This window comes from Microvirga calopogonii, assembly GCF_003347665.1.
GTDB classification, from domain to species: Bacteria; Pseudomonadota; Alphaproteobacteria; order Rhizobiales; family Beijerinckiaceae; genus Microvirga; species Microvirga calopogonii.
In genome coordinates, this window is the sequence record NZ_QDGA01000046.1 from 15111 (window position 1) to 38169 (window position 23059).

27 protein-coding genes are annotated in these 23059 nt (G+C 59.7%); 19 read left to right on the top strand and 8 right to left on the bottom strand.

Translation table 11 applies throughout. From position 1 onward, the window contains the following. The first annotated feature begins 29 nt into the window (after positions 1-29). Positions 30-1583, top strand: coding sequence for a hypothetical protein (locus tag DDF70_RS23670; protein ID WP_114947270.1), 1554 nt, complete (start codon positions 30-32; stop codon positions 1581-1583). A gap of 62 nt (positions 1584-1645) precedes the next feature. Here the strand turns inward: DDF70_RS23670 and DDF70_RS23675 are convergent, their stop codons facing one another. Next, positions 1646-2302 (bottom strand): LysE family translocator, encoded by a 657-nt coding sequence (locus DDF70_RS23675; RefSeq protein ID WP_114947271.1) that lies wholly within the window; start codon positions 2300-2302, stop codon positions 1646-1648. A gap of 199 nt (positions 2303-2501) precedes the next feature. Here DDF70_RS23675 and DDF70_RS23680 point away from each other — a divergent pair, with 199 nt between their 5' ends. The 5 genes from DDF70_RS23680 (at position 2502) to DDF70_RS23700 (ending at position 5192) form a co-directional block, all read left to right on the top strand. Further along, the gene (locus DDF70_RS23680) at positions 2502-2873 is read left to right on the top strand and encodes a hypothetical protein (protein ID WP_114947272.1); all 372 of its coding nucleotides are present in this window, start codon (positions 2502-2504) and stop codon (positions 2871-2873) included. Positions 2874-3180: 307 nt separating this feature from the next. Next, a complete protein-coding gene (locus tag DDF70_RS23685) occupies positions 3181-3555 on the top strand; it encodes a hypothetical protein (protein WP_162820612.1) in 375 nt (124 codons plus the stop codon). Between the two features lie 31 nt (positions 3556-3586). Further along, positions 3587-4129: a hypothetical protein gene (locus DDF70_RS23690; protein ID WP_114947274.1), complete on the top strand. Its 543-nt coding sequence runs from the start codon at positions 3587-3589 to the stop codon at positions 4127-4129. Between the two features lie 95 nt (positions 4130-4224). Beyond that, positions 4225-4923, top strand: coding sequence for a hypothetical protein (locus tag DDF70_RS23695; protein ID WP_114947275.1), 699 nt, complete (start codon positions 4225-4227; stop codon positions 4921-4923). 50 nt (positions 4924-4973) lie between these two features. After that, on the top strand, positions 4974-5192 hold the full coding sequence (locus DDF70_RS23700; RefSeq protein WP_245435619.1) for a WGR domain-containing protein: 219 nt from the start codon (positions 4974-4976) through the stop codon (positions 5190-5192). Positions 5193-5229: 37 nt separating this feature from the next. Here DDF70_RS23700 and DDF70_RS38810 read toward each other — a convergent pair whose 3' ends face one another. After that, entirely contained in the window at positions 5230-5352 is a 123-nt protein-coding gene (locus tag DDF70_RS38810) for a hypothetical protein (protein ID WP_281024384.1), read from the bottom strand. A gap of 611 nt (positions 5353-5963) precedes the next feature. On the opposite strand from DDF70_RS38810, the gene DDF70_RS23710 reads away from it, so the two are divergent. Next, positions 5964-6503: a GNAT family N-acetyltransferase gene (locus DDF70_RS23710; RefSeq protein WP_114947278.1), complete on the top strand. Its 540-nt coding sequence runs from the start codon at positions 5964-5966 to the stop codon at positions 6501-6503. A 485-nt stretch (positions 6504-6988) separates the two neighbouring features. Here the strand turns inward: DDF70_RS23710 and DDF70_RS23720 are convergent, their stop codons facing one another. Further along, entirely contained in the window at positions 6989-7189 is a 201-nt protein-coding gene (locus tag DDF70_RS23720; RefSeq protein ID WP_114947280.1) for a hypothetical protein, read from the bottom strand. Between the two features lie 261 nt (positions 7190-7450). Between DDF70_RS23720 and DDF70_RS23725 the strand changes: the two genes are divergently transcribed. From DDF70_RS23725 to DDF70_RS23745, 5 genes are all read left to right on the top strand, one after another. Then, entirely contained in the window at positions 7451-7834 is a 384-nt protein-coding gene (locus tag DDF70_RS23725) for a hypothetical protein (protein ID WP_114947281.1), read from the top strand. A 409-nt stretch (positions 7835-8243) separates the two neighbouring features. Continuing rightward, complete coding sequence (locus tag DDF70_RS23730; protein WP_114947282.1) at positions 8244-9590, top strand: IS5 family transposase; 1347 nt, start codon at positions 8244-8246, stop codon at positions 9588-9590. Next, positions 9574-10254 (top strand): nucleotidyltransferase domain-containing protein, encoded by a 681-nt coding sequence (locus tag DDF70_RS23735; RefSeq protein ID WP_114947283.1) that lies wholly within the window; start codon positions 9574-9576, stop codon positions 10252-10254. Before DDF70_RS23730 ends, DDF70_RS23735 begins: the two co-directional genes overlap by 17 nt. Further along, positions 10251-10973 (top strand): DUF6602 domain-containing protein, encoded by a 723-nt coding sequence (locus DDF70_RS23740; RefSeq protein WP_114947284.1) that lies wholly within the window; start codon positions 10251-10253, stop codon positions 10971-10973. Before DDF70_RS23735 ends, DDF70_RS23740 begins: the two co-directional genes overlap by 4 nt. A 9-nt stretch (positions 10974-10982) precedes the next feature. Next, positions 10983-11666, top strand: coding sequence for a hypothetical protein (locus tag DDF70_RS23745; protein ID WP_114947285.1), 684 nt, complete (start codon positions 10983-10985; stop codon positions 11664-11666). 100 nt (positions 11667-11766) lie between these two features. Here the strand turns inward: DDF70_RS23745 and DDF70_RS23750 are convergent, their stop codons facing one another. Next, complete coding sequence (locus DDF70_RS23750) at positions 11767-12432, bottom strand: ParA family protein (protein WP_114947286.1); 666 nt, start codon at positions 12430-12432, stop codon at positions 11767-11769. Between the two features lie 773 nt (positions 12433-13205). On the opposite strand from DDF70_RS23750, the gene DDF70_RS23755 reads away from it, so the two are divergent. The 4 genes from DDF70_RS23755 to DDF70_RS23770 all read left to right on the top strand — a co-directional run bounded on the left by DDF70_RS23755 (position 13206) and on the right by DDF70_RS23770 (position 15633). Next, a complete protein-coding gene (locus tag DDF70_RS23755) occupies positions 13206-13421 on the top strand; it encodes a hypothetical protein (RefSeq protein ID WP_114947287.1) in 216 nt (71 codons plus the stop codon). Positions 13422-13521: 100 nt separating this feature from the next. Continuing rightward, positions 13522-13758: a hypothetical protein gene (locus tag DDF70_RS23760; RefSeq protein WP_114947288.1), complete on the top strand. Its 237-nt coding sequence runs from the start codon at positions 13522-13524 to the stop codon at positions 13756-13758. A gap of 226 nt (positions 13759-13984) precedes the next feature. Beyond that, positions 13985-15019 (top strand): deazapurine DNA modification protein DpdA family protein, encoded by a 1035-nt coding sequence (locus DDF70_RS23765; protein WP_114947289.1) that lies wholly within the window; start codon positions 13985-13987, stop codon positions 15017-15019. 311 nt (positions 15020-15330) lie between these two features. Continuing rightward, positions 15331-15633, top strand: coding sequence for a plasmid stabilization protein (locus tag DDF70_RS23770; protein WP_114947290.1), 303 nt, complete (start codon positions 15331-15333; stop codon positions 15631-15633). Between the two features lie 267 nt (positions 15634-15900). Here the strand turns inward: DDF70_RS23770 and DDF70_RS23775 are convergent, their stop codons facing one another. Continuing rightward, positions 15901-16434, bottom strand: coding sequence for a metallophosphoesterase family protein (locus DDF70_RS23775; RefSeq protein WP_114947291.1), 534 nt, complete (start codon positions 16432-16434; stop codon positions 15901-15903). A gap of 118 nt (positions 16435-16552) precedes the next feature. After that, the gene (locus tag DDF70_RS36850; protein ID WP_162820613.1) at positions 16553-16819 is read right to left on the bottom strand and encodes a hypothetical protein; all 267 of its coding nucleotides are present in this window, start codon (positions 16817-16819) and stop codon (positions 16553-16555) included. A gap of 476 nt (positions 16820-17295) precedes the next feature. Between DDF70_RS36850 and DDF70_RS23785 the strand changes: the two genes are divergently transcribed. Then, a complete protein-coding gene (locus DDF70_RS23785; protein ID WP_114947293.1) occupies positions 17296-17841 on the top strand; it encodes a CarD family transcriptional regulator in 546 nt (181 codons plus the stop codon). A 601-nt stretch (positions 17842-18442) separates the two neighbouring features. Here the strand turns inward: DDF70_RS23785 and DDF70_RS23790 are convergent. Further along, entirely contained in the window at positions 18443-19696 is a 1254-nt protein-coding gene (locus tag DDF70_RS23790; protein WP_114947294.1) for a phospholipase D family protein, read from the bottom strand. A 330-nt stretch (positions 19697-20026) separates the two neighbouring features. Here DDF70_RS23790 and DDF70_RS23795 point away from each other — a divergent pair, with 330 nt between their 5' ends. Both DDF70_RS23795 and DDF70_RS23800 read left to right on the top strand, forming a co-directional pair. Beyond that, positions 20027-21493: a hypothetical protein gene (locus DDF70_RS23795; RefSeq protein ID WP_114947295.1), complete on the top strand. Its 1467-nt coding sequence runs from the start codon at positions 20027-20029 to the stop codon at positions 21491-21493. A gap of 90 nt (positions 21494-21583) precedes the next feature. After that, positions 21584-21808 (top strand): hypothetical protein, encoded by a 225-nt coding sequence (locus tag DDF70_RS23800; protein ID WP_162820614.1) that lies wholly within the window; start codon positions 21584-21586, stop codon positions 21806-21808. Positions 21809-21966: 158 nt separating this feature from the next. Here the strand turns inward: DDF70_RS23800 and DDF70_RS23805 are convergent, their stop codons facing one another. Next, positions 21967-23001: an IS630 family transposase gene (locus DDF70_RS23805; protein WP_114944487.1), complete on the bottom strand. Its 1035-nt coding sequence runs from the start codon at positions 22999-23001 to the stop codon at positions 21967-21969. Between the last annotated feature and the right edge of the window lie 58 nt (positions 23002-23059).

Below are 23059 nucleotides of genomic sequence, written 5' to 3' on the forward strand. Positions count from 1 at the left end.
ACGTTGTCGTGCGCTCCCATGACTGGGAAATGCACGTCCCGAAGGAGGCCTTTACCGGCGGCACGACCGCTGCACTGACCCGTGGTCTTCCCCATGAGGACGGGCTCTCCATCCGGATCCGAGCATTCATCCCGCTCAAGGCCCTGGAGGAACATGAGGGCAAACGCCTCGGCGAGATCATCGAGCGCTGCATCCGCTATTCCGGACTGACTGCCACCCTCGAAGGCTTTCCTCAGGAGGTGCCGACGGTGGTTCTGCCCAGGATCTTCCTTGATCACGCTCTGGAGGAACACAAGGGCCAGGTCACTGCCGTAATGTCAGAAACGGTCCATGGCGTGACCATCAAGCTTGCCCGCGTTCGCGGCGAGTTCTGGCGGATGGATAAGACCAAGATCAACTTCTTCGGTAAGGTCATCAGCCTGAGCGACACCCAGGCTCGCCATCAGATCCCGGCCGCGGAAAAGACAGTCGAGTTGAACACCGAAAAGAAGGCGTTCGTTGAGACCAGCTTCTGCACAATCGTCCTGATCGATGTGCACGACACGAGCCGCCTGAAGCTCAAACTGCCCGAACGCGATGTCCTGATCCAGGATGAGGGTCTCGACCTGATCTGGAAGGCAGTCGAGTTGCTCTATTGCCGGATGATCTCGAACCCGGCCATCGTCAACGGTCTGCCGGCCGACCACCCCTTGCGCGGGACCTCGCCCTATCCCCTTCCGCGCCCCTCCTGCGTCGTCTCCAATCTCGCAGGCACCAGCTGGATGCCTGTCGACGGCGGCTTGATAGCGGCCGATGGCGACCGCTTGGAGCGCCATGAGATCGTCAGCGTGACCCTCGATTCCTACCACGTCCAGGAAAGCGGTTACCTGCAGTCCATGTTCGAGAACATCGTCGGGAGCGACGGCTGTGCGCCCGTGACCCGGGTCATGTTCGAGGACCGGGAAATCGACCAGGCGCTTGGAAAGGGGCTTGTTCCCCACGTGGTCGGCAATACCCTTGTGATCAAAGCCGAGGGTGACGAAATCCATGTGCCACTCGATGATGGAGAATCCGGCTACGCCCTCGAGTATACCGAGGTCGGCGGCGCGATTGGCGATGCCAACGTCAAGATCGACGATCTTTACAATACCGTGGTCGAAGACCTTGCCTTGATGTTTACGATTGAAGACCCGCACGGAGATAGCAGGACTCTCTCGGCTCCCATCGCGGCGATCTACTTCAATCCGGACTGGGATACCTACGACCCCTTTGTGATCATCGCCAAAGGTCGTGAGGATGAAGTCCAGACCCGCATGCTCCGCGGCGTGCCCTGGTACAATGATGAGGGTGGGGACTACTCCCTCCAGGAGGAGAACCACAGCGCATCGTTCGCTACGCTGATCGCGAAGATCACTGGAACGTCGCGCTCCCATTTCCAGCGGGAGGTTCAGTCGGCTGTCCAGGACAAGGCGTATTCGCTTATGAGCGACGTCGAAGGAGACGAGGAAACCATCGTGTTGAAGGTGATGGTGAGCCTGAAGAAAGGCGGCTCTCCGGTTGTGACCGTTGAGCGAGACGCGCCGGTCCAGGCGGAAGCGGCTTAGAACTGAGAAGGGCGGTCTTAGCGACCGCCCTTCTCCATGCATAACCCTGCCGGAGTTTGATGCTACCGATTATTGTCGGACGTGACGAGTTTCACGGCCAATCCGCCCATGATTGTTGCTGTCAGCCAACGCACCACCTGACGGATCCATCCGACGCCGGCCAGGCGAGTGGCTGCACGAGCAGTTACAAGCGCAACGAGAAGGTTCACGGTCGTTCCGCCCACGTTGCACCACAGACCCAAAAGGAAGGTCTGGATCGCAGCCACTCCATGCACCGGATCAATGAATTGCGGCAGGAAGGCGAGGAAAAACAAGCCTACCTTTGGGTTCAGGAGGTTCACCATTGCTCCTGATCGGAACACAGCCAGAGTGGAGCGGGGCACATCCACGTCGTGCGAATGAGCTGGCCCGCTGCGGATCAGGGTAAAAGCGATATAGATTAGGTACCCTGCACCCACCCATTTCAGGATGGTGAAGGCTGTCTGGGATGACGCGATGATCGCCGACAGGCCCAGAACCGCCGCCAGCAGATGGATCATTGAGCCTGCGCCGGCGCCAAGCGCTGCGGCTATCCCTCCTCTTGCTCCGCCTCGGGCAGCTGACGTGGCGACAAAGGTCATATCGGCGCCTGGAGTGACATTGAGGGCGAAACTGGCAACCGCAAACGTCAGCAGGCGCGGCCAGTCTGGCAGGAGGTCTGAGCCAACAATGTCAAACATGATTTCCTTCTCCGCTAAGGATCAAGCGCCGGCCTAGACGTTGATGACATTGCCCCTCCCGACGAAGAGATAACGCCTGCCGGAAGAAGCCGTTGCGGCTAAGCTGGGCATACGGAAGCAGCAGAATTCTCGCGTTAACTCGGACATTGGGTGAATCCGACAGTTGGTCAAATCCCCGAAAGGGTGAAGGGAGATCCCGATGCAGCTCACGCGCAAGTCCCGCAGCCTCATCCGCCGTCTGGTCCGCGAACTGAACCGCAATAAGGTTGATTTTCTCGCCCGACGGGCAGACCTGAAAGCAAAGATCTCTGACCTTCAGGAAGGCGGCAAAGTTGCCATCGCGTACGGCGGCATCGATTGCGACGGCGGCCGCTGGGACAATCGTGTCTCCACGGTTCCCGCCAGCCCGGTTGCGGTGGAGCGTTGGTACGACCGGTACGAGGCCCGGGCCGAAGGTCCTCAATGGCAGACCCTGGAGAAGCCGTCGGTCGCCTCAGACCTCGTTGAGGATGATCGCGACCTTGCGCTGGAAGCCTTCGAGGACGGGCACTCTCATGTCCTCTTTGCCTGACGCCAGGCACTAGCGCCCAACCGTCACCCTTCCTTTCCAGTCTTTCCGATGAATGGTGGTCCCGCCATGACGATGCGCCGTGCCCATAACGACAACAGCCGGTTTCACCTCGGCTTCCTCACCGTCAATCGCCAGGATGGAACCACTGGAGGCGATGTCCGGATCGACAAGCTGGACATCGACCTGACCGATGCGGTCTTCCAGGCCACGAATGGCGGCATGTACCGTAAGCTCCGGGCGATCGGTCAGGACGGCACGACCTATTACGGAAGCGCGTTTGCCGGACGAGAGCGATTTTACGAAGTCGATGACCCTGGTTGTCTACTTCGGATCAGACAAGCTGGCAGTCCCGGTGCCGGTTGCAGACCTTGCAGTCGGCGACATCTCCTCGCTAGAACTCTCCTGCACCCTCCAGGCCGCGCACCAGAAGGCCCGTCCGATGGCGCCCGAGCCCGCCGCAAAGCAGGCCGATCTTCAAGAGGATAGCCTCTGGTCCGTCACCGAGACTTTCATCCGGGCGCAGCCCATCAAAGCCAAGGATCAGCTCACCAAGCTTCGCCGCGCCGTGACCCTGATCTACCACCCGGATCAGTACGCCGAGAACGAGCGCGACATCCGGACCCGGATCATCGCCCGGGCCAACGACCTGATCGACAAGATCGGCCAGCAGATCGCCGCCTGACACACCCGCCCGTTCACTAGGAACCCAGCCGATGGATAACCCCGCTACGCCGACCACTCTTAAGACGGTCGCCGAACTGCTCAATGAGATCCAAAGCTACTTCGCCATTCTGGCGAATACCGAGAGGGTCTCGCTCTCAGATACCGAGGAGCCGGACGTCCTGTGCCTGCGGGATGCTACTGAGATCGGCGGGACAGGTCTGGACCTCGTTGAGGAGCTTCGAAGCCGGTTGGAGAAAGCGGCCGATGAGGCGGTTAAGCCCGCGGTGACCGCCGAGGCCGACCCTCTGACCGGTCTCAAGGAATTGCCCCTCGACCGTGTCGTGACCGTCCATCTGAACTCGCGTCACTCTCTGACAGGAGCCATCGCGGAGGGTCCCGAGGACCAGATGGTCCTCTTCGAGCCTCGAACTGGCACCTCCTGCCAGTACCATATGGTCCCGTTCGCCAGCATCAGCGCCTGGTCGGAAATGCGGGGCGAGAATGCCGAACCGCTCTTCCTCTACGGCCGGGAGTATCTGACCCGGCAGAAGATCATCGAAAAGGAGAGATCGCGGGGCGGGGTATGCGGCTGACCGGGGACCCTCTTGCGGGTTTCAGGGGTTGCCTCGCCCTTGTCCCGTGATTACGAGAGCCCAATCTCCTCAAATCCTTTCATTCCCTGAATTCCATGACCATTCGCCGCCGATTTCTCCTCGCCTCGTCCCTTGCCCGCCTTATTCAGCGAGAGCGGGGCGGCCTCCGCCAGGTCGAAGGCTTCTTCCCGGCACAACGGGACCGGACCTCCTGGGTCCGGCTCGAAGAGGACAGAGCGTTCCTGATCCTGAGGGCGGCTGGCCCTCACGGGGATACGGAGGAGCAGACCGAAGTTCCGGTGGCTCATGCCCATGCGCTCCTCGATGTCTGTGCCGGCGAGGTCGATTACGCCCGCACCAGGCTCCAGATCGGGGATCGCGCCGCCCTGGTGGATCAGATCTTCCGGCCGCGGTCGTTTCAGGTGGTCACGGTCGAGTTCGATTCGGACAGTGAGGCGAGGGCATTCCGTCCGCTGCCCTGGTTCGGTCCCGAGGTCACTGGCGATGACCGCTACACGAACCAGTCCTTGGCTCTGACCGGGCTCAACGAGGCTCCGGAGATTCCGCTGTCAGACGAGGCCCTCAACGGCCTGATCGACACCCTCGAGAACCGGTTCCCGGTTCAGGCACGGATCCCGGTGGTCCGCCCTACAGCCAAGCAGGTGCCGGTGACCAAGGCGTCTGCAGGGTCTACGACTCGGAACGGGCAGGGCGCCAAGGTTGATCTCGGCGAGCTCGAGGCGGCCATGATGGACGAAATGGAGCGGGCGCTCCAGAATAGCCGCTCCTCCTAAGGACCTCGTCCCGGATACCTGACGCCCGGTCACCCATCAAGCATCACTTGGTGCTTTATCGGCGCGACCCGGAGCAGGGCAGGGCACGTTTCTTCAGCCTGATGATCGAACGCGATCTGTTCGGGACGATCCGGCTGGTGCGCAACTGGGGCTTCGTTGGCTCCAAGGGCCAGGAGAAGGTCGAAATCTTTCCCGAGGAAGCCCAGGCTGCCCGCGCCCTGGAGGCGTGGGCTGATGCCCAGAGACGCAAGGGATACTCGGACCTCTGACGAAGCTGCAGGGACCGGCGCCTCTGCAATTTTGGCTTTAGGCTTGGTGAGCAACACGCCAGGCAAATTCGATCAAGGGCAGAATCTTTCCTGTTCCGATCAGGACTGAGATCAGGAGCGAGCGACGCAGCTTGCGGATCAGGGAACGGGTCAGGGTCATCGAAGTCTCCGTGTTGGTGTGCGGAGATTCTCTTAAACCGCAATCGGTGTCCTAAAGGTTGCCAGGTAGGGAATTGTTAACCATGTCCTCGCTCTCCTCGATCTTCACAGTTTTTAGCCAACTATGAACATCGGGATTCGTCTGAGCGACGAGTCAGAGCTCAGCAGGGGAGGGCCATCCTGACCTTTGAAGCTGAGCAGAAAGCTTGCCTAGGTTTCAGGGATATAAGCCTTCTGCGTCTCTTGTCAGCCGCGGCTTGGGACTGCAGGCTCACCGATGCTTCACTGAGGAGCATCCCGCTATGCTGGATCGCAGGCTGCTGAGACAGGCACTTGATGAATTGGTCAGGCTCAAGTCTTGCATGCATGACCCGTCACGTGTCCTGGGACGGCTCTACGCTTCAGCCCTCGAGGAGTGGGCCGACCGTTTGGACGTCGATCCACCCAAGCTCAGCAAGCTGGTTATCATCAAAGAGGCAATCTCCACCCACCGCCACCATTGAGACCTGAAGCTTTTGCCTGCCCATCGGAATTCCCGCAGATGCTTCTGCCTGTTCCGGCGCTGACGTTGCCGAGACGGCGATGGGTGGATATCCCTACTCTAGGTAGGGAATGAACCTGATGATCCGAGTAGCCACAACCACCGATGCAAGCAATCTTGCGGCTCTATCCATCCAAGTTTGGCTCCATACGTATGCCAAGAGTGGTCTGCGCAGCGCTCTCTCCGACTACGTACTGGCCGAGTATACCTCGGAGAAGATCGCGGAGCGCCTGGGAGACGAGAGCCAGGTCTTCATAGTCTACGAGGAGAAGGCTCACCTCGTCGGATATGTAAGGCTGCTCTTGGACTCGCCCTGCCCGACGGATCCGAGCTCCCGTGCCGAAATTGCCACGCTTTATGTCCAAGAGCACTTCATTGGGCGAGGGATCGGGAGCAAGTTGCTAGAATATAGCTTCGATTTTTGCAGCAAGCGGGGGATCAACGGCGTTTGGCTCTCAGTCAATCACCAGAATGCCCGCGCTATAAGCTTCTATGACAAGCGTCAATTTCGGAGAAATGGCTCGATTTTCTTCCACTTGGAAAACGAGCAATACGAGAACTTCATTCTATACAGGCCAATAGCGTTAGCTACAGCCAGCGTCCCATCCTAATAGGAGGAAAATCGGTGGGATCCATCAATCGGTCATCATCTTGGTGCCCATTTGCTCCCCATGAGTGACCGAAGCCGAGTCGCATTGTTACGCTGATCCCGTGCACGGAGAGGAAGGCCTGTCATGTCGAGACTAGCCATCGCGTCTATGTTGGCGCTGGCCGCGACCACCGCCATTGCTCAAGAGGCACCGCCCACACAATCGCAGGCTCCGTCTGCTACAAGCATGAATGGAACGCAGCCGTTCCTATTTGATGGGCGGATAAAGGGTGATGGTGTCCGACAGGGCGAGCAGGTGGAGAATCGCCACTCCAACGCTGGTGCTATCCTTCAGCCGAAGGCGAGCCAGCCTGAGCGGAAATGATGAGTCAAGGCACCCGTTTATGACGACCCATGCCCTAGCGAACTGAGCTGGCGCATCTCTCAGGGGTTTACAGAGTTGCTCGACCTCTGTTGAAACTTCATTTCACACGGGGCTTCTGCGAGTTACGGCGCTCGAGGGTTAGTCCGGTCCTTCGAGGTGTCGAGTTCAGGGTGGCGACGAACCAGTTGCTCCCGATCATTGGCCAGATTGTCCCAAGTCCGGGCCATTTCCAGAAGCTGATTGCGCTGCTCGCCCTCGGGCAACTGCTTGGCAAGCACCCGGCATTCTTCAGCGTGTTTCCGATAATCTGCTGCGGTTTTCATGTCTCAACCCATCTTATTGTTCTGAAGCGGAGCCTTTTATGGGGTGCAAAGGGAGAACGGCAACAGCCTCGCGGCTTGGTTGGAGCTCAGCGTTCCATACTGCGCGTTATGCGAGACTCGCAGCCGCTTTGCGCGTGCCTATCCCATAGAGACCTTTCCTCGGATCACGCCACGCAGTCTCGGCCGCTCCCAGAAGCTTGAGAACTCTGGTACATTAGGGCTGGTTGGCTTGGGCTTGGGGGCTCCACGAGGGAGAACGCCATGGCAAACGACCAAGCGGGTCTCGACCCATCAACCTGGGATCCGGCACTGGACGCGGTGATTGCCGCCCCGGACCACCACAAGGTCTTATTCGAGAACGACCGGCTCCGGGTTCTTGAGGTGATCCTCGAACCGAACGACGAGGAACCCGTCCATCACCATCGCTGGCCCTCCGTGTTCGTGTTCGACGCGATAAAGCCGCCGATCTACGATTATGCGCCGGACGGCACGCAACTGCCGCCCAACCGGGATGTGATCCAGGCCGTTCAATCCTGGGACGGTCAGGGATGTCTTGTCGTTCACATGGCCCCACAGCCGGCGGGGCGTGTGCTCAACGGCTCCGACCAGACCCTTCACGGTATCCGCATCGAGATGAAGGTCTGAAGCCCTACTCCCTCGGCTAACCTGGCCGCAACAGACTAGAGATGGGGACCGAACGGTCGCCATGAGGGGCCTTTTCTTTGTCTGGCGGGGACAATCAACATGTGGCTCTTGCGTGCACCTCCGCCTCAGGTAGCTTGAGATGCCTCATTCCCGCCACAGTCCCTCATGATTTCGCCAGATCAGTATCTCCGTAACATCCTTATCCGCGAGACGATCCCGGTCGGCCTCTACACCCCCCTCAACGTCTGCAAAACGATCCTCGTGCCTATCCTGCAGAATTGGGCTGGAGAATACTTAGTTGGCCCTGAATAACCCACAACTTGTTGGGGCGGAAGGATTCTTCGTCGTCACGAACCATTGTAAAATGCCAGTTCCTGGGTGCTGACCCGCTCAAAGCTGGTGTATTTCCATGGGACCCAAGCCAACGCTGCCGAGTTCCGGCGATCTCTATCGCAGCCGTCTCGATCAGATCCTCGATCACCGTCACGAGCTCTTTCGCCTGGCCAGTCTGATCGACTGGGACAGGTTCGATCAGGAGTTCGGCCGCTTCTATCGGCCCCTGGGGCGGCCCGCCAAACCCACCCGGCTGATGGTGGGGCTGTCGTATCTCCAGCACACCTTCAACCTGTCCGATGAGGCGGTGGTGCAGCGCTGGATCGAGAACCCGTATTACCAGTGGTTCTGTGGCTGTGAGTACTTCCAGCATGAGCTGCCGTGCGATCCCAGCTCACTGACGCGCTGGCGCAAGCGGCTCGGACCCGCCGGACTGGAGACACTGCTGGCTGAGACGATCCAGGCCGGACTGGACAGTGGCGCGGTGCGGTCGTCGAGCCTGGAGCGGATCAGCGTCGACACCACGGTGCAGCCCAAGGCGATCACTCATCCCACCGACGCCAAGCTCTCTCTCAAGGCTCTGCTTGCCTTGGTGCGGCAGGCCAAACGGCACGGCCTCGAGCTGCGGCAGGCCCACACCCGTCTGGCCAAACGCGCCGCCGTGCAGGTCGGCCGCTATGCCCATGCCCGCCAGATGCGGCGCATGCGCCGCGAACTGAAGCGGCTGAAGACCTATTTGGGCCGGGTCTATCGCGATATCGCCAGGAAAGTCGCCGGGGATGAGGTTCTCTCACGCCGATTTGCTCCTCTGCTCGGCCTGACGGAGCGTCTTCTGTCCCAGGAGCGCACGAGCAAGAACAAGCTCTACAGCCTGCACGCGCCCGAGGTGGTGTGCATCGCCAAAGGCAAGGCGCACCGGCCGTATGAGTTCGGCAGCAAGGTCGCGCTGGCGGTGACCAACCGTGAAGGCTTCGTGCTCGCCTCCAAATCGCTGGAGGGCAATCCGTATGATGGTCATACGCTCAGCACGACAATCGATCAGGTCGTGGTCCTGAGCGGGGTTGAGCCGGCTCGCATCTACGTCGACCAGGGCTATCGCGGGCACGACTACGCCAAGAACGACCGGGTGTTCATTACACGACAGCGACGTGGCCTCACACCGACGATCAAACGGGAGCTGAGACGCCGCTCAGCGATCGAGCCGATGATCGGACACATGAAGGCGGACGGGCGGTTGGGACGCAATCACCTGCTCGGAGCAGCCGGCGATGCGATGAATGCGCTGCTGGTGGCCGCCGGACACAATCTGCGGCTGATCCTGAACTGGCTCAGACTTTTTGTCGCCTGGCTCATGGCAGCCCTGCTGGGGTCATCCGCGCAATCGGATACTGCCCACGAACCCGGGAATGCAATTGCCGCCTGATCAAACGGCATTGTTCAGGGCCGACTACTTAGCGGCGATCACCCCGAGTGGGTCGTTCGCCAAAGGGACGGCTAATCGTAGCGGGACCGACATCGACATATTCGTCTCCTTACGGCCCGAGACCCGGGAAACCCTTAAAGAGGTTTATGACAAGCTCCACGACCATCTGAAGGGCAATGGCTTCACGCCCCGCCGCCAGAATGTGTCGCTTGGCGTCAAGGTGAATGGGTTCGACGTCGACGTTGTGCCGGCAAAGCGACAGGACGGCTATAGCCAGGACCATAGCCTCTACCGAAGCAAGGCCGACACCTGGACGAAGACAAACGTGGCCCGACACATTGACATCGTGGGCAACTGCGGCCGGCGGGATGAGATCCGGATCCTCAAGCTCTGGCGAAACCAGAAGGGTTTGGATTTCCCGTCCTTCTATCTTGAGCTCAGCGTCATTGAGGCCCTGAGGAACACCTACAGCATCGGCCTTAGCGGCAAAGTCGTGACCTGCCTGACGTACTTGCGTGACCGTTTCCCACTCGCCCGGGTCGTCGATCCCGCCAACACCAACAACATCCTTTCCGACGAGTTGACCGCGATGCAGAAGGCCGTGATCGCCAGCGCCGCCAAGAACGCCCTGTCAGCCGCATCTTGGGACTGGGTCGTGAAATGACCGAGTGGAACCTCGCCAATCTCCTCGCCGGTCTCCACACCGAGATTCACCAGAAACTCGAACACTCGCGGGCGCTCCTCGGACATCCCGTCCTAAAGGGAGATGCAACGGAGAACGTCTGGCTTCAACTCTTGGGCAACTACCTGCCCAAGCGTTACAGCGTCGCCCGGGCGACGGTCGTCGACAGCAACGGCAAGTTCAGCCAGCAGATCGACGTCGTCGTGTTCGACCGGCAGTACAGCCCCTTCATCTTCACGATCGAAGGCCAGAAGATCATTCCTGCCGAGAGCGTTTACGCCGTGTTCGAGGCCAAGCAGGCGATCGACGTGGAAAACGTTCGCTACGCCCAGGACAAGATCGCCAGCGTCCGCCGTCTGTACCGGACTAGCCTCCCTGTCCCTAACGTAAGCGGCATCGCGAAGCCAAAGCCGCTCCACCGCATCCTTGGTGGACTGCTGACTTTCGAGAGCACATGGAAGACGCCTTTCGGCCAGCCGCTGCAGCAGGCGCTCGCCGCCGGCGACCCGGATGGCAGCCTGGATCTCGGATGCGTGGCAGCGCACGGCCACTTCAGCCGCTGCGAGGATGAGTCCTACGCCTTCACCCTCGAAGGCAAGCCGGCGACGGCATTCCTGTTCGAGCTGATCGCAAGGCTCCAGGCGAGTGCGACCGTCCCGATGATCGACATGCGCGCTTACGCCAAGTGGCTGGCGGACTGAGAGGCCGAGATGTCATCCCGAGACGCCGACATCATCAAGATTCTCCTCGGCGCCATCCTCCTCGTCCTCCTGTTTGGTCGCGATGCCGTCCTCAGTTCGCTCCAAGGCGGGTTCTGGGCCGTGCTCGCAATCGGAGCCGTGCTCGTGGCGGGGTGGCTCGCCTGGGTGTTCGGGAAGGCCTTCTTCTACGACGTCCCGGCGGAATACATCTCTGATATCCGGAAGGAGAAGGCCCAAGGCGGACCATGGCTCGCCGGCGCGGTCCTCGGCATCGGCCTGCCGTTCGGCATGGCATGGATCGTCGGCAGGATGCTCCACAAGTGGGGTTGGGCCGACATCCGCGAATATACTGAAGTGGCTGGCCAAGTCTGGTACGTCCTCATGCCAACCTTCCTGGTCCTCCACACTTGGAGCGGACTACGGAAGCATCACCGGGCCATACCAGGGGCGGTCGCCGCAGGCCTCAAGACCCTTTTCCAGCGTTGGGGCTACGTCGCCGTCAGCCCAGTGCTCGCGCCGATCGGCCGGATCCAGGAGTTCAAGGCGCAACGGGCGGCTGGCACTTTCCGCGGCTACGCCTATGCCGTGTTCGATGTCGTAGTGACGATCATCGTGTCATTCGCGCTGTGGATCTTTGCGGTCATCGTCCCGCTCATCTTTGCGGCGATCACCTACCACGAAGTCTTTGGTTAGGTTTGGATGGACGCACCTAGAAAAATTCATCGGTGCGTCCGAAGGCTTCCCTTACAACGAGACCCTGTAACTGGCCATTTCGGCAGCCCCCATCAGCTCGCTAAGCGGATTGAGCCTGGATGCCCGACATGGCTTTCATCGCCTCAAAGCTCCTTGTGAGCGCCCGCCAGAGGCTGCCGATTTCCTCCGATGCCGCCGATCCGGAGTGGGCCTCGTTAACACCAGCTCCATGGGCCAGGGAGAGCGACAACTCAGGGCGATGGGTGATCTGACCGGCCCATGTTGGAACCTCGAGTGCCTGCATCGCCCCGCGTGCATCCACAACCATCGGATCCTCCGAGCCGTTCTTGGCCGGCGCAGCGTTGATCACCACCGCATAAGGCTTCTTGAGTTCACGGCACATTTGGATCGTGGCCTGCACGGCGTCGACATCGAACAGCCCCGGACGCATCGGGATCACGACCAGATCCGCGTGCCAGATTGCCTCGGCCACGGGGGCTTCCGCGTTCGGCGGCGTGTCGATCAGGACCCATTCAGCCCCGGCGCGCTGCGCCTTCGCCAGGGTGGCCGCAAGGTGCTTGGTGCCAACGTGGAGCGGAAGATCCCGTGAGCCCCGGACCCGGTGCCAAAGGGCCAACGACCCCTGCGGGTCCGCATCAATCAGCAGCGTCGGACGAGCATTCTCGGCCATATAGCTCCCCAGATGCGCGGCAAGGGTGCTCTTCCCAGAACCGCCCTTGCGGGATGCAAAAACCACGACATTCATGCCATTTCCCCCAGTCTTGATCAGGCAAAGAATCGTGGCTGAGGATGGTTAACAGAGCCTTTATCGCTCGGCGGACAGCAAAACGCCCGCACCGAGGGGTCTCATCAGACCTCCGGCTGAGGGCGGTTGAGCCCCGGCCAAGGAAATCGGGTGGATCCTCAGCCAGGGCGTATGCGGCTCAAGGAGGCTGAAACCGCACAAGCCGACCTTGGCCGTTCAACCGTGGCAATTTTATGGGCCGCCCAGTCGCGATATGCCCGGCGAAACATCTTACGAGAATTGTCTTCTACCCGACTGACCGCGGCGAACGAACCTGATTGAGTGGCCAGAACCGGTCTATCTGCCCCTACGGCCGGATCCTTAAAGCGCCCGCTGAGACGACGGGCGCTTCTTTTTTGGCCTTGCACCCTGTCCCTGGATCGTCACCACGCCAGCAGCCAGAACATCCAGCCTGACACGTTCCGTCCGCTCTAAAGCTGCCGCCAGAATGCCCGTACGGTAGGCGATCGGCCGCCTCGGCACGAATGGCTTGTAACCGCGTGGTTCGTTGTCATTGCACGGTTTCGGCGGTGCCGGCCGCCTCTCAACCTGTCTCTTGCACATGGGAGCCCCCTTTCCCCGCCAATTTCGTTACTGCATCAGCATTGTGCGAAGGTGGCGCCGATGGGGCCTCTCCCGATAGCTCGGAAGCCCTCTACAAGCTTCGGGCAAGCTTAACCTTGTAGCAAGATGATCGCGGCAGTGTGCCTCCTCGTTTGTAAGGAGTACGCACCATGACGGCTTGGCTGAACCACGACCGGGGACCGATCACCGAGGAGAAACTCCTCAAAGCCGTGAACATCCTGGCCGACCTTGTCGAAGAGAAAGGCCCTGCCTTCCGGCCGCTGTACCTGAGCCTTCGCCAGCAGTTGGCCGATCTGCGTCTGCAGCAAGGGGCCGAGGCAGCTCTCGCTACGATTGCTGCGCAGTCCGGAAGCAAGGTTGCCTGAATTTCTGGTCTCTCCCGGATTGTAAGCCTGAGAGAGATCAAACCCCAAAAGGTACTGATGCTTTGACGGCGACACCGCGCTTACGAGGAGGTATTCTGCAGTGAGCCTGATCTACAACGAGCGGCAACGGCTCCTCGCCAATGCCTTCGATCGCGCATCGACGGCCTGCTTCACGGTCGGCATCGCCACTCCGCTGGCTGGGTATCTCTATAACATTGGCGGCTTCGCAAACGGTGCCGATTTCGTGCAACTCTTACCCATCGCCGCGGGTTGGACATTCGCTGCCGTGATGTTACATATATTTGCAAGAATGGCTCTTGGAGGCTTGAAGCAATGACTGGACAGACACTGATCGTTTCGGTCGTAATGCCTGGCATTGTCGTATTGCTCGGCTTTGCGGCCCTGAAGGCGAACGAATGGTACAACAAGCGCCATTCGCACTAAGACATTGCTTTAGCCAAAGCTGCTAACATCCTGAATATCCAGAAGGATCGGTATTTCGCCGGTCCTTTTTCTTTGCCCGTTGCGGACTGACAATCCCCGCCATTCCGGACAAAGAACCCATGCTCAAGTTTTTGCTCGGCCTCCCTCATGTGATGAGAGGGCCACTGATCGACGCTGCCCGATCCCTGAATGCGCCGGTCCTGATCAGTGCCAATGCCCTGTCGATCTGGAAAAGGGACGCCAAAGGTATCCCCGTCTGGTACGGCTTCAGGACCAGCAACCTCAAACTTCTCAATGGTTTAGAAGCATATCTTGATAGCGCAGGTTTTGTCGCTGCGAGCCGGTACAGGGGCTTTGGCTGGACAGTCGACCAGTATCTCGACCTTGGCGCGGCATACCCCTGGAGCTGGTTCGCTTCAATGGACCTCTGCGTCGAGCCGGAGATTGCCCGAAACCGAGATCTGGTTCTGGACCGGATCTCCGGGACGGTCGACCTCAATCGGGCCTGTATCCGGGGTGCCCGAGAACGCGGCATCCTGAACCGCTTGATGCCTGTCCTGCAGGGCTGGTTGCCGGAGGATTACGTCCGCTGCCTGGAGCGCATGCCCGACCTCTCAGGCTTCCCGATCGTTGGTGTCGGCTCTATGTGCCGACGGCACCTCCACGGGCCCCAGGGCATCCTGCAGGTCATCGAGACGCTGGATCGCGAATTGCGCGGGACACCCATCCAACTCCACCTCTTCGGCCTCAAAGGGGTCGGAGCCGCCGAACTCCGCCATCATCCTCGCGTCGCCACCGTAGACTCCCAGGCCTATGGCACCAAGGCGCGCGTCGAGGCGCGGAAAGCCGGGATCAGCAAGACCAACCAGTTCCTCGCCCAGATCATGACTGACTGGTATCGGAAGCAGGTAGAAGCCCTACAGGCTCCGGCCGGCGAGAACCGCCATCCCCCGGCGCTTCTCGATCTGAGAATGCCCGTCCCCTTAAGCCCCTTCGAGGCACGGCTGCACCGCGCCCGTGAGCAGATGCGCGAGCTCCTCGAGGCAGGAGAGATCGATTGGCAGCAGCTTCATGACGAAAGCGTGCTCGCCTTCGCCTGCGAGGACGACGAGGCCGAGACCTCTTCCCGTCCAGAACTGGCTTTGGCTGCCTGACTGCTTCTGAGGATGCACCACACAGTCCACGAGCCGTGAACGTTGGCTCAATCCTGTCTCATGAAATCCCTCTAATCGGCTGGCTGCTACAGTCCAAACGCCCGGAAAGAGGAAGAGGCGGCGGCCACGTGCTTGAGAACTCAAGCGCATGGGCGAGCGCTAGACCCGCCCCACCGGCAGCCAGCTCGATGCTAGCGACCTGCAGCGCCCGCATAGATTGAGGTCTGAAGCAACGCGAGCACCCATGCCAACAGGAACCGCTATCGCGGATTTCGCGTTCCCATCCATAGTGAAGCTTAAGGAGTTGGTTCATGCCCCGCGGTGACAAGTCCAGCTATACCGAGAAACAGAAGCGCCAAGCTGAGCATATCGAAGAAGGCTACGAGAAGCGTGGCGTTCCAGAGAAGGAAGCCGAAAAGCGCGCCTGGGCGACCGTCAACAAAGAGACTGGAGGTGGCAACAAGAGCGGCTCCGGCCGTGGCAAGGCGGACACTAACACGTCATCGAAAAAGGGTGGCGCTCGTGGCGGAGCAGCCTCGGCCGCACGTCCTGCCGCTGCCCGTTCAGCCTCTGCGAAAAAGGCGGCAGCCACCCGCAAACGGAATGCCAGCTGACAACAGCCCTGCCTGAGCCAGGGCCTCGCGAAGGCGGATTCAACGAACGGCCTCTCCTGAACAGCGCCGATTGTTCAGGAGGCTGATGGCTTGGACTCTACGCAGCCATCAGCATGACTTCAGGTTGAGCATAGTAGGCCACTTCCGCCCCGAATTCTGGGCGGGCCGAAGCCTCGGCCCCTCGCAGGCGAGCACGCTTTGATTAGCGGCGTCAGGAGGGGCGCCGCCAATCGTGTGGAGCCTGTTTTAATCACCGGCTCTCGTTTCCTACCCGTGGTGGATGCCATAGCTTTCAAGCAGGCCAAGCGCATACAGCCGCTCCTTCACCTCTGCCAGTACGACCGGCCGATAGTCCCAGACATTCGTCCCCACATCATGGGAGCGCCCCTGCGGAGGCAGGGAGCCGTGGGAATGACCGTACAGATGGAAGGCGCCATAGTGGGCCTTGTTCCAGACCCGGTGCCCGTAATGACTCAGGACGACAAAATCCTGACCGTCCCGGATTTCTGCATAGGGCTGTGAGGATACCCACTCCGGCAGGCGCTTCACGGTCGAATGATCGTGATTGCCCCACACGAAATGCTTCTGGCCATTAAGGCGCGAGAGGATGGCTGCGGCCTGCTGGCCCTTGCCCCATACGAAGTCACCCAAGTGCCACACGGTGTCGGTGGGCCGGACGCGCTGGTTCCAGCGCCGGATGATCTCCTCCTCCATCTCCTCAATGGTGATGAAGGGGCGGCTGTCAAAGTGCAAAACGGCCTTGTGCCGGAAATGCGTGTCGCTCGTGTAGAAAATGGTCATGGCTCGCTCTCTCGAAGGTGCGCTGATCCACCCCTCGCAAGAGGGCGGACGGGATCATGGCTAGACTGGACGCCGCGGGCAGGGCGCATGCGCCCCGAGAATGCTCAGCGAGGACGCTTCACCGGGCGCGCGGCGCCACTATTCGAGCGAGACGAGTGGATTTCGGGCGCACGAAGGGCATGAACGGGCCAGGAATGCCCTCGCTCATGATTGCCGCCATCATCTGCACGCCAGTTCTCTCCGGTTCTGGGACCGAGGCGATTATCTGCAAATTTTTCGTAGTTTCAATGCCGATCAGGAGGCCAATATGCCGGGCAAGCGCAGGAAAGCACCGCCGGAACATTCGATCGAGAAAGTCCTCCGGGCGGTCAGTACGGTCGGGCAACTGGAGATCCTTGCTGGGATCGATCGCTCACCCGAGGGCAGGAAGGCTTTTTGGGACACCTACAAACACATCAATCCGCCAGGAGCGAGCCTCGATGCAGGTTGTCAGGAGCTTCGCCGCTTGGCCCGTCAGAGGGCGGGGCTCAAGCCTCCTTACTCTGGCGAGAGGCCTCAGCCGATTTCGTAAACACGGCGTTAACCAACAGGTTCTATCCTCTTCTGGTTGCGTTTAGACGCTGGCATCCGGCAGATGAGGATGAGACTGCGGAATGGCAGCAGGTCCAACTTAGGACACGTTAAGCATTGCTGATTGAGGCCTCTTGCACTGCAGAGGCGGGCAGCCGATATGCGGGAACCGCACGAAAGATATCGAGTTCTGACCATCTACGCTCCACACGTGCGCGTAGTGAGTTCGACGTCTGCGACACAAGTCATCTCAGATGGAGCATGGCCTGTGGCTCAAGGAGAAGTTTCTAAATGACGACGAAGCACAATGCTGCAAGCTTCCAAGCCGGTGAAACGGTCGTATACCCGGGCCATGGCCTTGGCCTCATCACAGGAATTGAAGAACAGGAAGTTGCGGGGTTCAAACTTGAACTCCTTGTGCTCTCGCTTGACTCAGGAAAGGTAACGGTCCGTATCCCCGTCACCAAAGCGAAAAGCAGCGGCTTGAGAAAGCTGTCTGAGCCGGCCGTCGTCAAACAGGCCCTTGAAATCCTGAGTGGAAAGGCTCGTGCCAAGCGCGGCATGTGGAACCGCCGTGCGGCCGACCTTCAGGAGCGCATCGCGACTGGTCAGTTGACAGCCATTGCCGAGGTTCTGCGGGATCTGAACCGTGGTCCGCAGCAGGAAGAGGCATCCTACAGCGAACGGCAGATCTTCGAGAGCGCTCTGGATTATATGATCAAGGAAGTCGCAGCGGTGAACCAGGTCACCGACACAGAAGCGCGCAAACTCATCGAGCAGCACCTGGCCAGCGCTCCTCGCCCCGGAAGGTCGGCAGAGGGCACCGCAGCCGCATAGTCGTTATAACGACCTGTTTTGATTGGCGGCGCACCGAGGGGAAGGGTCGCGCCGCCACGTGCCGAATGGTGCTGAGAAGCTTTTGATGGCTACTGCGCGCCTCCCGCACACCGATGCGGCGGCGACATGAAGCGGCAGTCCATCATGATCATTCGCTCTGATACCCAGCCGGTGCCATAGGCTGTCTGGACATTCCAGCGGCCCCCGCCATAGCCAATGATGCGGGCAGGAGCATGATCCGGCAGCTTGTCACAACGCATCTGGTCCTTATCACAAAGCGCAGCACCTGATTTGATCCAACATGCCTCTTGGTGAGTTGAAGTACATAGACGCCGAGTATCTCGCTGCCAGGAGGTTTCAGCAAAGGCTTTTGGCGTCATGGTGCCTAAGATCAATATCGCCAAAGTTAGGCTTGTCACAACGCATCTGGTCCTTATCACAAAGCGCAGCACCTGATTTGATCCAACATGCCTCTTGGTGAGTTGAAGTACATAGACGCCGAGTATCTCGCTGCCAGGAGGTTTCAGCAAAGGCTTTTGGCGTCATGGTGCCTAAGATCAATATCGCCAAAGTTAGGATACGGCTCACACGTCTCTCCTATTCACGCTCGACGGAACTCAACGAGGTTCTTAGGATTCTTGATACCGCCCTTCAGCTCTTCGAACTTTCCCGCTTTGTAAGTCTTCCCGTCATAATCCTTCACACCGTCTCTGAACTGGAAGCGAAAGTTTGGCCGCTGCCCGGCTCCTATTCTTCCAACAAAGATTTTCACGACGTTTCGATCCTGCTTATCTGCAAAATTGATAATTCGCTTTCTGGCTTCTGGATCGAATTTCAGAAACCAAGGATGCTCCGGAAGCGGACCTTTCCAGAAGTCAGCAAGATTCATATCGATCAACTCCCCGAATTGATCCTTGCTGAAGTCTGTCGCCCGAACGTAAGCATCGATCTTCTCCGCAATCAGAGCCCTCTCCGATGCCGGTAACTTTAGATCGCGTACCTTCCGGTGATTATTATGGGCGTCGAGAAAGACAATCGTCACGTTCTTATCAGTGCGAGGCTCCTCGTCCTTAAGGGTCCAGATCCCTGCCCATTCAGGTTTCTTGCGTTCGGAGTATGAGAAGCAAACAATAATCTCGGAGGTGTCAATCGACCAGCCGGGCTCAATCTCAAAATATGGGCAGGAATCTTCGTTGTCATACGCCGCTAGTGTGTCCTTGTCATAGACTTCACTGGCTGTCTTTTCATAAAGATCGAGAGCCTCCTGAGAGGCATCTTCGTCTTCGTAAACGACAAGCCGAACTCGGTTTTCTCTGAACCAATCTGGATCGATCTCCATCAGCTCAAGAACAGTCGGCTTCAGGATCTTTGGTGCTGGAGGTGACTTCTTTAGAGCTGGAAGTGTCTTGATTGTTTGCTCAACAAGAGGGAGCGCCGCCTTCCACTTGCTGTCGAACCAGTCACGCAATTCGCTACAGTCCTCATTAGTTTCGAACCGAACGGCGGCTTCATGATTGATGGGTTGTCCGTCTGACTTCCCGAGTCCTTTTGTTGAGGCATTTGCCGATCCGACCACAGCGCCTTTTGACGTCAGGTAGACCTTGGCGTGCAGGTCCTTCAGGTGGCGTAGCTTGACTCGAGGATTTCGTGAAAGGGAAAGAAGTTCGTCTTTGCTACACGCCCCGCCCCAGGGGTCACAGATGATGTGAACCTTCTCACCCTCTGCGTTTTCAATGCCAATCTTCTCTGCAGCGCCATTCCCCCAGTACGCAACTGCAAGCCTACAGTCGAGCCCACCCTGGATTACCTCCTTAACTGTTTCTAAGATCTCACCATCTTTCAAAAACCTCGGCATCGCTTCCCCCCAAAATAGGCTTACTAAGCTAACTTCAGCGCTTAGATTGTCTATCGCTCAAAAGATGGACTAGACCCCAAAACAATGGTGATGACCTCTCCGCCACGGCCATAGCGACCGTGCCGAAGGGGCCTTCGATCCCTTACGGGCCTCAGGTAAGCCCGCCGGTTCCAAAGAGACCTTGTCTCTCGCGGCCCGCTCTCGGCCGCAGGCGAATCCTGTCCAACCTCACCCTGCGATCAACCCTGCTGCATCCTGCGGCAGCCGGCTCGCGGTCAATGGAACCCCCGTCTCGATAGAGCATGCCGGCTGCCCTGAAGGAGACAGCTTATGAAAACCCTATCCGTCCATCTTGATCGTCTTGAGAAAGTCCTCAAGTCCCGCGGTATCCCCTGCAAGCGTCATCAATCCCTGGAAATTGCTGCCGCCGCGTTCGGCTACCACAACCAAAACGAACTTACCGCTGCCGGTAAAGCGGGCGATCTCAACCCGCTGCTGGCCGAGCCCATCGGGGAAGTCGCCTTGCCGTCGGGTGAGACGATCATCGTGGTTCGTGATCCCCTCGCTAACTCGGCCTATGCAATAAACCAGGCCTTCGTCGAGCAGATGGTCGCCGAGGAGCGGGCTGAGCTCTTCGGTCCCACGCCCTACGGACACCTTCTCAATCTGTCGCGGCTGCTGGACGATCGTATCCAGCCGCTTCAGGCCAGTCTCGACGGCATCGGCGCATCCGAGACCATCGAGATCCCGCTGTTCATCGGGCAGGTCAGCCACAAGCATGGAGACAACCTCTATGTGATGGCAACACAAGAAGCTCTCGATGCCGAGGTCGCCGATTACTGCCGGTCCAGTCTGTTCAACGACCGGACGTTTAGTCCCGGCAACCCCGCAGACGCTGGTGACGATCTCACCAAGCTCTCTAACAAAGAGATTATCAGCCGATATTTCGACGCACCGCACGAAGAATACCTCTATACGTCGACAGACACGCTACGGGTGCCGCTGCCGCTCCTTCGTGAAGTCCTCGGCGCTCTGTCAGGCGCGGCCTCCCGGGCAACGCAGCCGAAGCGCCAAACCCAGCCTGCTGCCGATGCGGCAGTCAAGCCGCAACCCGACACGGTTCACCCAGGTGCAGCTGAGTTGATCGGGCAGATTGACAGTGTCTGGGACGATCACCCCGACTTTCCGTCCGAGGACTGGAAGTATGAAGTCGAGAACGGCGACACGCGCTGGGGATACTGGGATTGGGTTGCGGCCAAACTCGAAGAGGCTCAGAACGAGGGCGACGAATCCGAGGATACTGCGGACCTTCCCCCGGTTCAGAAATGGTGCACCGATGATGCTGACGACTATGCGGGAGGCCTGCTTTATACGACCAATGGGTGTTGCGAAGTGGCGCACGCGGGACCACGCCTGTTCAGCAAGCTCGGGCTGGAGTGGAGTGTTGATGAGAACGGGTTCTTCTATCCGCTGACGGAGAGGGAGAGCCGGTTCATCGGCGAGGATGGCATTGAGCTTCCCAATGGATTCTGGCCACACATGGCCTACAGCTGCCTTTATGAAGGCCGGAAGTTTGCCTGCCCGTCCATCGAAATTGGTTATGGCCGTGACAATGAGAGCGATCGGGAAACCGTCTTGCGGCAACTCAAAGCTTATGCCGACGAAATCCGGCCCCGGATCGAAGCCGTCGGCGGTCATGTCATTCTCGAGGAGGACGAGCCCGACACCAGTCATACGCTGCTGACCCTGATCCCGTTCGACTACATCGTCCAGAACGCTGTCGAGTTCGATGATTGAAAGATCAAGTTGGCCCGGCTGATGATGCCCAAGGATGCCCCAACGGTGGTGGCAGAATTTACGCCGCAAGTGTGGGTTGGTGATCAGACTATGGTGGTTGACCCCCAAGGCGACACGACCTGGGACATCACAGCCGAAGTCATCGCCATGGGGCGCCAGAAGGCTCTCGAGTTACAGGACGATCAGCACAACACGGACGATTTCCGTTTCACCCTCAACGCCCCGAAGTGGGTTCAAGAGTGGAACGGACCGTTCTATGTCGAGATCTCAGACAGACTTGCCGCTTTCTATGAGGCCCTTGACGGGAAGAACTGAGCCTTCGTTGAGGCAGCATTTACCTCCGGAGCGGCAGAGCCGACTTCTGCCGCTCCGATTCCCCGAACCCGTTGTCCGGGCGACCTAAGGCTCTACAGTAGCTCGGTCTGCGAGCTAGTGCTATGTTATTGATCCGGCCCTCATTGTCTTGATGTTCATCATGCGGCGTAGCGGACTGGTTTGTGGCGAAAGTAGCTTCTGACGCGGGCAGGCAATTTGGACAGCCTACGCATGTAGCTGACGGTTGCCCGCTTGAGCTGCTGTTTGCTGCGCGCGGGCGCCTTGCGGGTGACAACCTGCTTCAGGTCGGCGTTCAGGCCCTCCTCCGGATTCAGCTCCGGGCTATAGGCGGGCAGATAGAAGACCTCGATCTTCGCCCGATGCGCGCTGAGCCAATCGCGAACCTGGGCGGCCCGGTGCACCTGCAGCCGGTCCAGGATCAGGAACACCTTGCGCTTAGCATCGCGGATCAGGCGGTGCAGGAAACGGATCAAGGTTGCGGCGTTCACCGCCGCGTCGACAATCATCCAGCGCACTGCGCCGCGATTGCTTACCGCCGCGATCAGGCTCAGTCCAGCACGCCGGTACCAGACCCGGACCACCGGCGTCCGGCCCCGAGGGGCATAGCCGCGGCCGCGCACGTCGTCCGCGCGCAGGCCGGTTTCATCGCCCCAGAAGATGGTGCCGCGCGCCTGCCGGGCCGCCGCGACGATCGCCGGATACTCTCGCCGCAGCCAGCGCCGCACTGCGGCCGGGTTCTGTTCGTAAGCACGCCGCAACGGCTTCTGCGCCGTGAAGCCCCAGCGCGCCAAGTATTTGCCCACAGTCCGCACGGCGAGCACGACCCCGCAGCGCTGCGCGATCACCGCGCCCACCGCTTCCCGGCTCCACAAGGCAAACGGCAGGTCCAGTTCGTCCGGGGTGTGCCGGCAGATCAGGCGCCGAACCTCGGCCTCCTGGGCCGCATTCAGCAGCCGCTGCTCATCCGGCTTGCGCCCGCGCGGCTGGCTCACCAGCCCCTGTGCGCCCTCCGTCGCGAACCGCTGGCAGATGTCGAACACCCCGGTTGGCGACAGCCCAACCTGAGCCGCGATCGCCCGGTAAGTCAGCCCGCGCTCCCGCAGCCCAATCACTTGACGCCGGCGCTCCTCTTGCGCCGCCGCCGGCAGCTTGCGCATGTCCACGTGCTTCATGCCGATCAATCTGGACCGATCTCGGCCTCCTTCAAGATAATGAGGGCCGGATCAATAA

Bases quoted from the DNA above. Each gene is read 5' to 3' on its own strand.
- DDF70_RS23670 (WP_114947270.1), top strand. From the start codon at position 30: ATGCACGTCCCGAAGGAGGCCTTTACCGGCGGCACGACCGCTGCACTG.
- DDF70_RS23675 (WP_114947271.1), bottom strand. From the start codon at position 2,302: ATGTTTGACATTGTTGGCTCAGACCTCCTGCCAGACTGGCCGCGCCTG.
- DDF70_RS23680 (WP_114947272.1), top strand. From the start codon at position 2,502: ATGCAGCTCACGCGCAAGTCCCGCAGCCTCATCCGCCGTCTGGTCCGC.
- DDF70_RS23685 (WP_162820612.1), top strand. From the start codon at position 3,181: ATGACCCTGGTTGTCTACTTCGGATCAGACAAGCTGGCAGTCCCGGTG.
- DDF70_RS23690 (WP_114947274.1), top strand. From the start codon at position 3,587: ATGGATAACCCCGCTACGCCGACCACTCTTAAGACGGTCGCCGAACTG.
- DDF70_RS23695 (WP_114947275.1), top strand. From the start codon at position 4,225: ATGACCATTCGCCGCCGATTTCTCCTCGCCTCGTCCCTTGCCCGCCTT.
- DDF70_RS38810 (WP_281024384.1), bottom strand. From the start codon at position 5,352: ATGACCCTGACCCGTTCCCTGATCCGCAAGCTGCGTCGCTCGCTCCTG.
- DDF70_RS23710 (WP_114947278.1), top strand. From the start codon at position 5,964: ATGAACCTGATGATCCGAGTAGCCACAACCACCGATGCAAGCAATCTT.
- DDF70_RS23720 (WP_114947280.1), bottom strand. From the start codon at position 7,189: ATGAAAACCGCAGCAGATTATCGGAAACACGCTGAAGAATGCCGGGTG.
- DDF70_RS23725 (WP_114947281.1), top strand. From the start codon at position 7,451: ATGGCAAACGACCAAGCGGGTCTCGACCCATCAACCTGGGATCCGGCA.
- DDF70_RS23730 (WP_114947282.1), top strand. From the start codon at position 8,244: ATGGGACCCAAGCCAACGCTGCCGAGTTCCGGCGATCTCTATCGCAGC.
- DDF70_RS23735 (WP_114947283.1), top strand. From the start codon at position 9,574: ATGCAATTGCCGCCTGATCAAACGGCATTGTTCAGGGCCGACTACTTA.
- DDF70_RS23740 (WP_114947284.1), top strand. From the start codon at position 10,251: ATGACCGAGTGGAACCTCGCCAATCTCCTCGCCGGTCTCCACACCGAG.
- DDF70_RS23745 (WP_114947285.1), top strand. From the start codon at position 10,983: ATGTCATCCCGAGACGCCGACATCATCAAGATTCTCCTCGGCGCCATC.
- DDF70_RS23750 (WP_114947286.1), bottom strand. From the start codon at position 12,432: ATGAATGTCGTGGTTTTTGCATCCCGCAAGGGCGGTTCTGGGAAGAGC.
- DDF70_RS23755 (WP_114947287.1), top strand. From the start codon at position 13,206: ATGACGGCTTGGCTGAACCACGACCGGGGACCGATCACCGAGGAGAAA.
- DDF70_RS23765 (WP_114947289.1), top strand. From the start codon at position 13,985: ATGCTCAAGTTTTTGCTCGGCCTCCCTCATGTGATGAGAGGGCCACTG.
- DDF70_RS23770 (WP_114947290.1), top strand. From the start codon at position 15,331: ATGCCCCGCGGTGACAAGTCCAGCTATACCGAGAAACAGAAGCGCCAA.
- DDF70_RS23775 (WP_114947291.1), bottom strand. From the start codon at position 16,434: ATGACCATTTTCTACACGAGCGACACGCATTTCCGGCACAAGGCCGTT.
- DDF70_RS23785 (WP_114947293.1), top strand. From the start codon at position 17,296: ATGACGACGAAGCACAATGCTGCAAGCTTCCAAGCCGGTGAAACGGTC.
- DDF70_RS23790 (WP_114947294.1), bottom strand. From the start codon at position 19,696: ATGCCGAGGTTTTTGAAAGATGGTGAGATCTTAGAAACAGTTAAGGAG.
- DDF70_RS23795 (WP_114947295.1), top strand. From the start codon at position 20,027: ATGAAAACCCTATCCGTCCATCTTGATCGTCTTGAGAAAGTCCTCAAG.
- DDF70_RS23800 (WP_162820614.1), top strand. From the start codon at position 21,584: ATGGTGGTTGACCCCCAAGGCGACACGACCTGGGACATCACAGCCGAA.
- DDF70_RS23805 (WP_114944487.1), bottom strand. From the start codon at position 23,001: ATGAAGCACGTGGACATGCGCAAGCTGCCGGCGGCGGCGCAAGAGGAG.